Below are 13181 nucleotides of genomic sequence, written 5' to 3' on the forward strand. Positions count from 1 at the left end.
AGCGCGGCTGGCTGGGCGTGGCGGTGCAGGACCTGCCACAGGAGGAGCCGGGCCGGCGCGGCGCGGCGCCGGTCCGCGGCGTGCTGGTGGCGGGCGTGGAGCGCGGCAGCCCCGCGGCCCGCGCCGGGATCCGCCAGGGCGACCAGGTCACCGCCATCAATGGCGAGCGCGTCGAGACCTCCCGCGCGCTAGTCCGCAACATCGCCGCCGTGCCGCCGGGGCAGACCGTACGGCTTTCCGTCGTGCGGGATGGCCGGCCGACCGAGATCCCGGTGCAGGTGGGCCGCCGCCCGAACCAGCCCGCAGGCTAAACCCGGCGATTCACGGTCGGGCGTTGCGGTACCGCATCGCCGGCGCTTCCCTGTCGCCGGACCTGGGGGGAGGACGGCCATGCGATCCATGACGCGCGGCGCGGGCTTGCTGGCCATCGTGGCGCTGCTGGCCGGCTGCGCCGCACCACCGCCCCATGCCGGGCCGATCCACGCGCCGGACCGCCTTGCCGAGCTCCGCTGGCGCGCGGTGCTGGTTGCCGGCGACCCCTCGCTCCCGGTCTGGGACAATGCCGCGAGCCGTCTCGCCTCCGGGCTGGCGTCCACCGGCGCGGCCGTGCCGGGCCAGGTCACCCGCCTGACGGCCCGACGGGACCAGCTGGCCGCGGGCGCCCGGCCCGGCGGCAAGCAGGCCGCCCTGGCCGGCATCGCGCAGTTGCGGCCCGGTCCGGGGGAGGGCTGCCTCGTGTTCCTGACGATGCATGGCACGCGCGATCGCGGGCTGCTGTTCCAGCCCGGCGAGCAACACCTGTCGCCGGACGAGCTCGACGCCGCGCTGGCGCAGGGCTGCGGCGATGCGCCGACGGTCGTGGTCGCGTCGGGCTGCTACACCGGGAGCTTCGCCACAGGCCGCATGGCGCGTCCGAACCGCGTGGTGATGACGGCCGCACGGGCCGACCGCTCCTCCTTCGGCTGCGGCGTCGGCTTCGAGCTGACGGTGTTCGACGACTGCCTGCTGCGCGCCCTCGGCCCGGGCGGGGTGGTGCCCTCCATCTGGGCCGCCACCACCGCCTGCGTGCGCGCCGAGGAGGCACGACGCGCGGTCTCGCCGCCCTCTTCCCCCGTGCTGCACGAGGGAACGGCGGTGCGCGGGCTGCGCCTGCCGGCCTTCGGCGGGAAGGCGGCATGAAGCGAACGCCGCCCCGGGGCTAGGAATCGCGCCCGCGCACGCCGTAACCTGTGCGGACAGGGACCGGGAACGACGAACGATGCGAATCCTGCTGGTCGAGGACGATGCCGAAGTGGCCCGCTTCGTTCGGAAGGGGCTGATGGAGGCCGGGCACACGGTCGAGCACGCGGTGAACGGCCGGGACGGCCTGTTCATGGCGGCTTCCGAGCAGTTCGACGTGCTGGTCCTGGACCGCATGCTGCCCGGCGGGGTGGACGGGGTGCGCCTGGTGGAGACGCTGCGCGGCCAGGGGAACCGGACCCCGGTGCTGTTCCTCTCCGCCCTCAACGCCGTGGATGAGCGGGTGAAGGGCCTCAAGGCCGGTGGCGACGACTACCTGACCAAGCCCTTCGCCTTCGCCGAGCTGCTGGCCCGCGTCGAGGCGCTTGGCCGCCGCCCGGCGGCGGAGGTGCCGACCACGCGGCTCAAGGTGGCCGACCTCGAGCTCGACCTGCTGTCGCGCACCGTGACGCGGGGCGGCAAGAAGATCGACGTGCAGCCGCGCGAGTTCCGCCTGCTGGAGCACCTGATGCGCCACGCCGGCCAGGTGGTCACCCGCACCATGCTGCTGGAGAAGGTCTGGGACTACCATTTCGACCCGCAGACCAACGTGATCGACGTTCATGTCAGCCGCCTGCGCCACAAGCTGGACAAGGGCTTCGAGAAGCCGCTGATCCACACCGTGCGCAACGCCGGCTACATGATCAGGGCGGACTGACCTTCGCCCGGCTTCGCGGCACGCGCCGCGGGCCTGGCCGGTGAGAGCGACCTGGGAGCCCCGCCATCACCCCCCCGCCCGCCGTCGCCGCCGCCAATTTCGAGCCGCCGCTGCTCGGCCTGCTGCGCAGCGCCTCGGGCCGCTTCGCGCTGTTCTTCACCGCCGTCTTCGCCGCCGCCGCCACCGCGGCCGCGGTGGTTCTGTGGTGGAACACCGCCGGCGCACTGGACCGCCAGGTGGAGGCGGCGATCCGCGCCGACGCCACCGCCCTGCAGGAACGCCGCCGCGCCGGCGACATCGCCGCCTTGGTCGCCGCCGTGGAGGACCGCCTGGCGGTCGATGTGCAGAACGAGGCGCTCTACCTGCTGCTGACGGCGGAGGGCCGCCGGCTGGCCGGCAACCTCAGCACCTGGCCGACCGAGGCGAATGCCGAATCGCCCTGGATCCGCATCCCCCTGCAGCGGGACGGCGCGGTGAGCGAGGCGCGGCTGCTGCGGGTGGACCTCGGCGACGGGCACCGGCTGCTGGTCGGGCGCGACGTGGCGGAGAAGCTCCGTCTGCGCGGCCTGCTCTCGGAAGGCATCGCCTGGGCGGCCTCGGCCTCCGCCGCGCTCGCCGTGCTCGGCGCCTGGCTGCTCCGGCGCGCGCTGGAGAACCGGCTGCGCCCGATCTACCGCACCGCCGCGGCGATCGGCACCGGCGACCTGACGCGCCGCGTCCCGCTCTCCGAACGCGGCGACGAGTTCGACAAGCTCGGCGCCACGATGAACGCCATGCTCGACCGCATCGCGCAGCTGATGGAGGGGGTGCGCGGCGTCTCCGACGCGATCGCGCACGACCTGCGCACCCCCATCGCCCGTGCCCGCGCGAAGCTGGAGGAGGCCCTGGTCTCCGCGCAGGACGAGGAGGCTCTGCGCGCCGCGGTGGAGCAGGGCATCGCCGACCTGGACGGCATCGCGCGCGTCTTCAAGGCGGTGCTGCGAATCGCCGAGGTGGAGGCCGGGGCGCGCCGCGCCGCCTTCGCGCCCATCGACCTGGCGCCCGTGCTGACGGACATGGCGGAGCTCTACGGCGCCTCGGCCGAAGCGCAGGACCAGCACCTGGAGGCGGAGCTCGACGAGACCCTGCCGCTGGTCGGCGACCGCGACCTGCTGGCCCAGGCCGTGGTGAACCTGCTGGACAACGCCCTGAAGTTCACGCCGGAAGGCGGCACCGTCCGGCTGGCCGCGCACCGCCTGGACGACGTGCTGGAGATCGCCGTGGCCGATGACGGGCCCGGCATGCCGCCCGCCGACCGGCAGCGCGCGGGGGAGCGGTTCTTCCGGGCCGATTCGGCGCGCACCACGCCCGGATCCGGGCTCGGCCTGTCGCTGGTCCGCGCGGTCGCAACGCTGCATGGCGGCGAGGTGGCCCTGTCGGACACCCATCCCGGCGCCGAGCGCCCTGGGCTGACCGTCACGCTCCGCCTCCCGGCGTCTTGAACCGGGCTCATAATGACCCCGCTTTCACCGCGCAGCCACAGCGGCGATGCGTCGGCCGGGGCAGGATGCAAGCATGCTGCGTCCTGGCCTCGTTGTCCTGTCGATGGTCGTGTTCCCGCTTGCCGAGCCGGCCTCGACCGAGAACCCGCTTCGCGTGACCACCGACAGTTCGGCCTATTGCCTGGAATTGGCCAGCCGATTCGCCGGCCAGCCCGGCGCGACGGCCGAGCCCGTGCGCAGCCTGGCCGAGGAAGGCCAGCGGCTGTGCGAGAACGGCCATGTCCGCACGGGCATCGCCAAGCTGCGGCGCGCGCTGCGCGCCTCCCAGCAGGCCGGCGGATAGAATAGGGCCGGGTGGGGCGCCGTCAGGCGCCCGCGCGCATCAGCTTCGGGATCTCCTCCCGGAAGCGGAAGCGCAGCGCGGACCAGGTATCGTCCAGCGCGATCTGGGTAACGGGCAGCAGGCCCTCGCTGGTCACCGGGTCCCAGCCATGGTCGCGATCCAGGTCGGACCGGACCGGGCCGCTCTTCTTCGGATAGGCGAACCAGAGCCGGGCGCCGATGCCGTAGAGGTTGAGCGCGCGCGGAGCGATCGCCCGCAGGGTCGCACGGTCCGCCGCAAAGGCCAGGATGAGGTCGGCGGCTGCCGTCGCCCCGCTCGGCAAGCCAAACGTCAGACCAGGCGGATTGCCGATCACCGCGCAAGCCATTCCCGGGCGGTAGCCGAGCTTCCGAGCCACCTCCCCGATCACGACACCCATCGTCCAGCCAGTTCCGTCACTGAGTTGCCACCGAGAGCGGGCGCATAGCGCATAAATGGGGGCGACGCAGCCAATTAATGGGCAGGGCGGACCTGCAATTTCGTGCATGCTCACGCCCCCGTCAGGCGCGGCGGCCAGGAAAGCCGCCCGGACCCCCGTTCCGGCCGGTTGTCACCCTGACACGCCTGGACAGATGCTGCACCGCACAGGAGGCTGGCCCGGATGGACAGCGCCGCCCCGCCCCCCTTCCCCCTCGGCCTCCGCCACACCCTGACGCATCGGGTCACCGGTGCCGAGCTGGCGCCGGTGGCCGCCCTGATCGGCTCCAGCGACCCGGCGCTGAGCAGCCGCGCGGCCGCCACCCTCATGACCCGCCTGCTGGTCAGCCGCTTCCCCGGCCCCGGGACGCTGCTGCGGCGCGAGGATTTCCGCTTCGCCGGCCGGCTCGCGGAAGGCGACCAGGTCGAACTGACCGTGGAGGTGGCGGGCACCGCCGGGGATGGCAGCCTTGTGCTGCACTGCAGCGTCCGCCAGGCCGACGGAACCGCGATCCTGGAGGGCACGGCCGAGGTCACGCCGCCCGCGGCGGCCCCCACCGGCACCGAGGCGCCCTTCGGCACCCAGCCCCGGCGCATGATCGCGACCCTCCTGGCGCGATGCGCCGGCCTGCCGCCCGTGCCCACCGCGGTCGTCCACCCCTGCGACGTGGCCAGCCTGGATGGCGCGATGCTCGCTGCCCGCCACGGACTGATCCGGCCGATCCTGGTCGGGCCGCCGCCCCGCATCCGCGCGGCGGCGGAGACGCTGGGGATCGACCTGGCCGGGGTGGAGCTGGTCGCCACCCCGCACAGCCATGCCAGCGCCGAGGCCGCGGTCGCCCTGGTCGGGCAGGGAAGGGCGGCCGCGCTGATGAAGGGCAGCCTGCACACGGACGAGCTGATGTCGGCCGCGCTGGCGCGCGAGGCGGGGCTGCGCACCGAGCGCCGGGTCAGCCACGCCTTCGTCATGGATGCGCCGCTCTACCCGCGGCTGCTCATCATCACCGACGCGGCGGTGAACATCACGCCCGACCTGGAAGCGAAGGCCGACATCGTGCGCAACGCCATCGACCTGGCGGTCGCCATCGGCATCGACCTCCCGCGTGTCGCGCTGCTGTCGGCGGTGGAGACGGTGACGCCGAAGCTCGCCTCCACCATCGACGCCGCCGCCCTCTGCAAGATGGCGGAACGCGGCCAGATCATGGGCGGCATCCTCGACGGCCCGCTGGCCTTCGACAACGCCGTCAGCGAGGAGGCGGCGCGCGCCAAGGGCATCGTCAGCGCGGTGGCCGGCCGCGCCGACATCCTGGTGGTGCCGGACATCGAGAGCGGCAACATGCTGGCCAAACAGCTGGCGCATCTGGGTGGCGCGGAGGGCGCGGGCATCGTGCTCGGCCTGCGCGTGCCGATGGCGCTGACCAGCCGCAGCGACGACGCGACCTCCCGCCTGGCCTCGGCGGCGCTGCTGCGGCTGGTCGCGGCGCGCTGAACGCCGGCGTCAGACGAAGACGATGTCGGTGCCCTGCACCAGTCCGGTCGCACCCTGCAGCAGGATGCCGCCCGGGCTGGACTGGAAGCCGACCCAGGTGCCGCCGACCACCTCCTGCACCAGGGCGGTGTCCCCAAGCAGCGCGATGCGCAGCGTGTCGGTGCCGACCTCGAAGCCCCGCACCAGGTCCACCCCGTCCTGCCCGGCGGCGTAGAGGACCAGATCGGCCTCGCCATCCGGCAAGCCGGTCGCCGGAAGCAGCAGGTCGATCACGTCGGCGCCTGCCAGCCCGACGCGCGTCTCGCCGCCGGTCGCGCGCAGGATCGCGCGGCCGGCATCCGCACCGCCCTCCACCGTGTCCGCGCCGGCGCCGGCGATGAGCATGTCGGTGTCGCCGCCGCCATCCAGCGAATCGTTGCCGTCCGCGCCGAGCAGCCGGTCGCGGCCCGCCCCGCCTTCCAGCAGGTCGTTGCCCTCCCGCCCGACCAGGCGGTCGTCGCCCGCCTCGCCGCGCAGGCGGTTGTCGCCGCCATTGCCGGCCAGAACCTCGCCGGCGGCGGTGCCGGTCAGGTCCCGGCCGATCGCGATGACGAAGCTCTCGTCATGGGTGTTGCCGGCGGAGTCGGTGGCGCGCAGCGTGACGGCGCGCGCCGCCCCGTCCGGGAAGGCGAGCGGCGCGGCGGTCTGCAGCTGGTTGCCGACGATGGCGAAGAGCCCGCCGGGATTGCCACCCGGCGCGAAGCCGAAGGCCACGCTGTCACCCGCATTCGGATCACTGGCCGACAGCAGGCCGACCGGTGCGCCCGCCGGCAGGTTGGCACCCACGCTCGCCTTGGACAGCGCGATGTCGGTCGGCGCCACGTTCGCCTCCGCCAGGGTGACGACCGCACTGTCGGTGCTGGTGCCGTCGCCCAGCGTATAGCTGAAGCTGGCCGGGCCGCCGGTGCGGGTGAAGGTCACCGAGCCGTCGGGGTTGAGCACCGCGGTCCCGCCGCCGAGCGCCGCCACGGACTGGATGGCGAGCGTGTCGTCGTCATCCGGCGTGGCGTTGGTGTTGTCCGGGTCGGTGTCGTTGGCCAGCAGCGCCGCGGCAGCGAAGGTCACGACGGTCTGGCCGGGCAGGAATTCCACCGTGTCGTCGTTGGCGACGGGCGGATCCTCGACGGGCGCGACCTCGAAGCGCAGCGTCGCGCTCGCGGACAGGCCGCCGGCATCGGTGATGGTCCAGGCGACGGTCGCCGTGCCGGCGAAGTCCGGCAGCGGCGTGAACAGCGCATAGCCGTTGCCAGGGATGAAACCCGAGACCGACACGCCGACCACGCTGCCCAGCGTGACGAAGGCCTGGTTGAAGTCGGGATCGGTGGTGAGCCCCGCCAGCGCCACGCCAAGGCCCGGCCCGTCCTCCTCCAGCGGGTAGGTCGCGTCGAAGGCGACCGGCGGGCGGTTGGGCGGGCGGCCGACCTCCACCGTCACCAGCACCGGCGCGCCGATGCCGAAGGCATCGGTGGGGCGATAGAAGAAGGTGTCCGTGCCGCTGAAGCCGGCCCGCGGCGTATAGGTGATGGTGCCGTCCGGGTTCGTCGTCGCGGCGCCGTTGAAGGGCTGCGAGTCGACGAAGAGCGAGAGCGGGTCGTTGTCCGGATCGCTGTCGTTCTCCAGCACCGGGATGGCTACCGGCGTCTGGAAGGCGGTGGTGGCGCTGTCGGGCTGGCCGATGGGGTCGCGCTTCGGCGGCAGGTCGTCATCGGCGATGGTGAAGTCGAAGGTGCTGCCGTCCACCGTGCCGAAGGTGGTCTGCGCGAGCGAGATGCGCACGCCTTCGTCCGGCTCGTCGACGTCGTCGGGCATGATCAGGACGGTGGCGGTCGCGGATGTCTGCCCTTCGGCGAAGTCCACGGCGCCGCCATTGCCCATCCCGTCGGCGAGGTCGTCCAGCCAGGCGGCCGGCGCGGCGCCGCCTTGGACCAGGTAGTTCACCCGCGCCGCGCCGAGGTCACCGCTGGTGCGCGTGACGGTGAAGGTGAAGGCGTTGGGTGCGCTTGGGTCCGTGCCCTCGGCGACGCTGGTGGGCCCCGTCGCGGTGATCGCGAAGACCGGCGGCGGCAGGTCGTCGTTGACGATGGTGAAGTCGAAGGTGGTGCTGTCGACCGTGCCGAAGCTGCTCTGCGCGAGCGAGATGCGGACGCCTTCGTCCGGCTCGTCCTCGTCGTCGGGCATGATCAGGACGGTGGCGGTCGCAGTGGTCTGCCCCTCGGCGAAGTCCACGGCGCCGGCATTGCCCATGCCGTCGGCGAGGTCGGCGAGCCCGGCGGCCGGTGCGGCACCGCCCTGGACCAGGTAGTTCACCCGCGCCGCGCCGAGATCGCCGCTGGTGCGGGTGACGGTGAAGGTGAAGACGCCGCCCGCACCGGGGGCGGTGCCTTCGGCGACGCTGCGCGGCCCCGTCGCGGTGATCGCGAAGACCGGCGGCGGCAGGTCGTCGTTGACGATGGTGAAGTCGAAGGTGGTGCTGTCCACCGTGCCGTAGGTGCTTTGCACGAGCGAGATGCGGACGCCCTCGTCCGGCTCGTCCTCGTCGTCGGGCATGATCAGGACGGTGGCGGTCGCCGTGGTCTGCCCCTCGGCGAAGTCCACGGCACCGGCATTGCCCATGCCGTCGGCGAGGTCGGCGAGCCCGGCGGCCGGTGCGGCACCGCCCTGGACCAGGTAGTTCACCCGCGCCGCGCCGAGGTCGCCGCTGGTGCGCGTGACGGTGAAGGTGAAGACGCCGCCCGCGCCGGGGTCGGTGCCTTCGGCCACGCTGCGCGGACCCGTCGCGGTGATCGCGAAGACCGGCGGCGGCAGGTCGTCATCGGCGATGGTGAAGTCGAAGGTGGTGCTGTCGACCGTGCCGTAGGTGCTTTGCACGAGCGAGATGCGCACGCCCTCGTCCGGCTCGTCCTCGTCGTCGGGCATGATCATTACCGAGACGGTCGCGGTGGTCTGCCCTTCGGCGAAGTCTACGGGGACAGTGCCCATCCCGTCGACGAGGTCGGCGAGCCCGGCAGCCGGTGCGGCGCCGCCCTGGACCTGGTAGATCACCTGCGCCGCGCCGAGGTCACCGCTGGTGCGCGTGACGGTGAAGGTGAAGGCGTTGGGTGCGCTTGGGTCCGTGCCCTCGGCGACGCTGGTGGGCCCCGTCGCGGTGATCGCAAAGACCGGCGGCGGTGCTGCGCCCACCGTGACGCGGATCAGCGCGGAGGCGGACCCGCTCAGCGTGCCGCCCGGATCGCTCTTGTCGCTGATGAAGTACTGGAATGTCTCCGTCCCGGTCCAGGTCGGGTCGCGCGGGGTATAGCGCAGTTCGGTCGGCACCGTGCCGGGCGGGCCGGCCACATACTCCAGCCGTCCTTCGCCCGCCTGGTTCTGGTTGGCGAAGCCGGTCAGCGCGAGGATCTGGCCGGTATCGATGTCGCTGTCATTGGCGAGAATGCTGGCGATCGGGATGATCAGGCTCGTTGTGCCGCCGCCCGGCGTGAAGACGAGGTCGTCGTTCACCGCCACCGGACTGGTGTTGGCGATGCTCAGGGTGACCGTTGCGCGGTCCTGCACGCCGGCGGCGTCCTCGATCACGTAGGTGAAGGTGTCGGGCCCCGCATAGGTCGAGCCCTGGCCGAGGATCGAACCGAGGGGGTTGAGGTTGATCAGCTGCGTCGAGCCGTCGGGGCCGAAGGTGCTACCCGGCGCCGCGTTCTGCAGGCCCACCAGCGTGCCCTGCGCGGTCGTGATGGTGGGCAGGATCAGGTCGTCGTCAGTGTCGGCCGTGCCGCGGTCGTCAAGAAGGCCGACGATGCGGATGTCGTTGCCGTCGTCATTGGCCATAAGGCGGTTGCCGGTGATGAACCCGTAGCGGCCGATGGTCGCGACCAGCGGGCCGTCATCCTGCGCGGCGATCGGCTCAGCGACGGCGAAGGTCAGCGTCGCGGTCCTGAGGTTGGGCTGCGACTGCGCCCCGCCGAGGTCGGGAAGATCGGTGATCGCATACTGGATCGAGAAGCCGCCGGTGTAGCCGGCGACCGGCGTGAAGGTGATGCCGCCGAGGTCGGCATCGCCGAAGCCGGTCAGGGTGCCGAAGGCGCTGGTCCCGGAACCGTTGTAGAAGGCCAGCGTCAGCGGATCGCCGTCGGGGTCGGCATGCGCGGCGATGCGCACGATGTCGGCCCATTCGAAGGTGTTGGCGACGCCGGGCTGCACGTAGAGCGTCTGGTCGGTGGCGTCCGGCTGGGTGTTGCCGATGTCGATGGTGACGTTGGCGTTGTAGAGATTCCCGTCCGCATCCTGCGCCGTGTAGAAGAACTCCGCGCTCTGCGCGGCGCCGCCGTAGTGGTAGACGCGGAACAGTTCGAAGATCCGATCGATGGCGACCAAGTAGCTGCCGTCGGACGGCGGAAAATAGCTGGCGTCGATGATGCTGACGCCGCTGTCGTTTGCCAGGAGCGCCGCGAAGGGGATCACGATCTCCCCGCCGATGTTCCCGCGGAAGCTGTCGTCCGCCACACCCGGCGGACCGCTCGGCGCCGCAATGGTGACCGTGGCCTGGCTGCCGAGATCGACGAAGAACGTTCCGTCGATCTGCATCTGCGTTCGGTAGGTGAAGCGCAGCGGGTTCACGAGCGGGGCGTCCAGGTTCACCACCAGCAGCCCATCCGGGTAAGCCGCCGAAGCGAAGCCGGCGGCGTCGATATCCGCCGCGGTGAGCAGCACCTCGAAGGAAGCGATGCCGGCGCCGGCGACGGGCAGCAGGTCGTTCAGGATCAGCGTGTCGCCATCCGGGTCGAAGTCGTTCGCCAGCAGGTCTCCGATGGCGATCAGCACCTGGCTCGCGCCCGCGGCGCCCTGGACGGTGTCGCTGAACGACCAGTGCGGGCGCCCGGCACCGGCATTCGAGGAGAAGTCGAACAGCGACAGATAATCCACCACCGTCAGCGGCGTGGCGCCGGCAGCCAGCTGCTCCGGGGTGACGCCGAACGCAACGAACTCCACATCCTCCACGATGGCATTGACGCCGCTGCCGGGCCCGCTGGACGGGATCGAGACCAGGAAGGGCACGCCGCCGATCGGGTCGGTGCGGATCTCGTAGTCCTGCGGCGCGCCGGCCAGCGCGAGCACGTCGTCGCCGTCGCCTCCGAACACGAGGTCGAACCCGCCCGAGATGTCGGCCGGTGCGGGCAGGTTGGTGGCGGCACCGGGCGAGAGCGTGTCGTTCCCGGGGCCACCGCTGACCACGTCGTCGCCGCCGCCGCCGTCGATCACGTCGTTCCCGCTGCTGGCCGAGGGCGGCGCGCCGAAGATGTCGTAGTCGTCGCCGGCCAGGTAGTTGGTGCCGGCATCGCCGATCAGCGTGTCGTCGCCTTCGCCGCCCACCACCGACTCGATGCCGGACGACCCGGCGATCAGCCGGTCGTTGCCGTTCCCGCCATCGAGGTTGGCGAAGCCGGTGCCGCTGCTGACGAGGGTGTCGTCGCCCGCCTCGCCGAAGATCTGGTCGGCGTTGCCGGTGCCGGCGCCCTGGCCGTCGATCGAATCCGGGCCATCGCCGCCCAGGATGCTGTCCGGCGCATCCACCAGCCCGGGCAGCGTATCGGCATCCGGGCTGCCGTTGATGACATTGACCATCGCGCCGTCCCGCTCCGCGCAGCATCCAGCGCCGGCCGGGCCGGCGCCCGCCGCGCCCGCCTTCCCGGCTTTTCCAGGGGCAGCGCGCGGCACCACGGGCCGGCCAGCCACGCGGCCGGCATCCCTTAACGGTTCGTATCAGTTTTCTGCCGAAACCGAAATGGTGCCGAACTTCACGCGGAGTTGAAGCCGGTTACGCCCCGTCCAGCATCGCCACCGGATCGGCCTGCGGCGCCCAGCGGGGTGCGTTGTCCTTGTCCACCAGCACGGCGCGCACGCCCTCGGCGAAATCCGGGTGCCGGGTCACGCGCCGGGTCAGGGCGAGTTCCATCGCCAGGCAGGACGCCAGGTCCATGGTCCGGCCGCGCCGGAGCAGTTCCAGTGTCACTGCCATGCTGGTGGGCGACATGCGGTCCAGCGTCGCCAGTTGCTCGCGCGCCCAGTCCGTGCCCTCGGCCTGCAGCGCGGCGCGGATCGCGGGCAGCGAATCCGTCCCGAAGCAGCGGTCGATGGCCGGGCGCTGCGCGGCGACGGTGCCGGGCGCCACCGGCTCGGCGAAGCGGTCCACCACCCCGGCGTCGCCGGCCAGCAGCGCGTGCCGCAGCGCCGGCAGGCGCTCGCGCGGGATGTGGTGCGTGGCGAGCCCGGCCTCCACCGCCTCCGCGCCCTTCAGCCGCGCGCCGGTCAGCGCCAGCCAGTTGCCAAGCGCCCCGGGCAGCCGCGGCAGCACGAAGGAGGTCCCGACATCCGGGAACAGCGCGATCGCCGTCTCCGGCATCGCCAGCAGCGCATGCTCCGTCACCACGCGGTGGCTGCCATGCACGGACACGCCGATGCCGCCGCCCATGCAGACGCCGTCGATCAGGCTGACCCAGGGCTTGGGGAATTCGGCGATCGCCCGGTTCATCGCGTATTCGTTCGCGAAGAAGGCCTCGATCGCCGCGGCGTCGCCGGCCAGCGCCAGCTCCCGCATGCGCCGTACGTCGCCGCCCGCGCAGAAGGCCCGTCCGCCCGCGCCTTCCAGCACCACCAGCCGCACCGCCGGATCGTCGCGGAAGTCGCGCAGCGCCGCCGTGATGCCCTCGATCATGGGAAGGTCGAGCGCGTTCAGCGCGCGCGGCCGGTTCATCAGGATGGTGCCGGCCGCCTCCTCGCGGCGGGCGACGACGGTGGGCTCGGCAGTCTCGGCCATGCGGGGATCCCCGGGTGCTGTCCGCCCGGGGGCTAGTCCCTCGCGCCCGTTCCGGCAAGCCGCGGGCCCCGTCAGGGCGTGCGGGCCGGTCAGGTGCGCGTCGCGCCGCCCAGCAGGAAGCGCAGCAGCGTATCCTGCGCGACCGGCGCGTCCGGCCGGCCGCGGTCGCTGCCCACCGCGACGCCACTGAGGTCGGCGCGCATCGCGAGCTCGCCGCAGGACAGTTCCCGCGCGCGGTCGCCGCGCCAGGGATCGCGGCGATCCAGCAGCGGCAGCACCGGCACCGAGATCGGCATCTCGAACCCGGCGATCGCCTGGCCGCTGCGGCAATCCTGGCCGAGGATGGCCACCGCGGTCACGTCGCGCGTCGGCCACATCCCGGCGGTGCCGCGGCCCAGGCTGTGCCCGACGAGGAAGACCTGCTGCGGGTCCACCCAGGGCAGGTCGCGCGCGCGCCACAGCGCGTGGCGCACCTCCTCCAGCCGGCGGCCGACATAGCCGCCTTCCGGCGGGGCGGGCCAGGCCGGCATGGCGTGACGCGCGAAGTTGGTGTCGCGCCGGCCGGATCGCACCGGCGCCACCGGGCGCGCCGCGGTGCCGCAGGCGCTGCGCGCATCGGGCCGCGCGAA

General features: G+C 72.7%; 10 protein-coding genes. 6 read left to right on the forward strand and 4 right to left on the reverse strand.

Going from position 1 to position 13181, the window contains the following annotated elements; translation table 11 throughout:
• The 5 genes from OZN99_RS13750 to OZN99_RS13770 all read left to right on the forward strand — a co-directional run.
• Positions 1–311 (forward strand): S1C family serine protease (locus OZN99_RS13750; protein WP_270935811.1); only part of this gene is annotated, 311 nt, incomplete at its 5' end.
• Positions 312–390: 79 nt separating this feature from the next.
• Positions 391–1179 (forward strand): C13 family peptidase, encoded by a 789-nt coding sequence (locus OZN99_RS13755; RefSeq protein WP_270935812.1) that lies wholly within the window; start codon positions 391–393, stop codon positions 1177–1179.
• A 79-nt stretch (positions 1180–1258) separates the two neighbouring features.
• Positions 1259–1936: a winged helix-turn-helix domain-containing protein gene (locus OZN99_RS13760; protein ID WP_270935813.1), complete on the forward strand. Its 678-nt coding sequence runs from the start codon at positions 1259–1261 to the stop codon at positions 1934–1936.
• A gap of 194 nt (positions 1937–2130) precedes the next feature.
• On the forward strand, positions 2131–3417 hold the full coding sequence (locus OZN99_RS13765; RefSeq protein WP_270935814.1) for a HAMP domain-containing sensor histidine kinase: 1287 nt from the start codon (positions 2131–2133) through the stop codon (positions 3415–3417).
• A 73-nt stretch (positions 3418–3490) separates the two neighbouring features.
• Complete coding sequence (locus OZN99_RS13770) at positions 3491–3760, forward strand: hypothetical protein (protein WP_270935815.1); 270 nt, start codon at positions 3491–3493, stop codon at positions 3758–3760.
• A 22-nt stretch (positions 3761–3782) separates the two neighbouring features.
• Here OZN99_RS13770 and OZN99_RS13775 read toward each other — a convergent pair whose 3' ends face one another.
• Positions 3783–4178 (reverse strand): hypothetical protein, encoded by a 396-nt coding sequence (locus OZN99_RS13775; RefSeq protein WP_270935816.1) that lies wholly within the window; start codon positions 4176–4178, stop codon positions 3783–3785.
• A gap of 222 nt (positions 4179–4400) precedes the next feature.
• Here OZN99_RS13775 and OZN99_RS13780 point away from each other — a divergent pair, with 222 nt between their 5' ends.
• Positions 4401–5705 (forward strand): bifunctional enoyl-CoA hydratase/phosphate acetyltransferase, encoded by a 1305-nt coding sequence (locus tag OZN99_RS13780; RefSeq protein WP_270935817.1) that lies wholly within the window; start codon positions 4401–4403, stop codon positions 5703–5705.
• Between the two features lie 9 nt (positions 5706–5714).
• Here OZN99_RS13780 and OZN99_RS13785 read toward each other — a convergent pair whose 3' ends face one another.
• The 3 genes from OZN99_RS13785 to OZN99_RS13795 all read right to left on the reverse strand — a co-directional run.
• Entirely contained in the window at positions 5715–11360 is a 5646-nt protein-coding gene (locus tag OZN99_RS13785; RefSeq protein ID WP_270935818.1) for an Ig-like domain-containing protein, read from the reverse strand.
• 193 nt (positions 11361–11553) lie between these two features.
• Complete coding sequence (locus OZN99_RS13790; RefSeq protein ID WP_270935819.1) at positions 11554–12552, reverse strand: enoyl-CoA hydratase/isomerase family protein; 999 nt, start codon at positions 12550–12552, stop codon at positions 11554–11556.
• 89 nt (positions 12553–12641) lie between these two features.
• Positions 12642–13181, reverse strand: a 540-nt coding sequence (locus OZN99_RS13795; RefSeq protein WP_270935820.1) for a hypothetical protein, incomplete at its 5' end; no start/stop codon positions are given.

Source organism: Falsiroseomonas oryzae (assembly GCF_027856955.1).
Lineage (GTDB): Bacteria > Pseudomonadota > Alphaproteobacteria > Acetobacterales > Acetobacteraceae > Falsiroseomonas > Falsiroseomonas oryzae.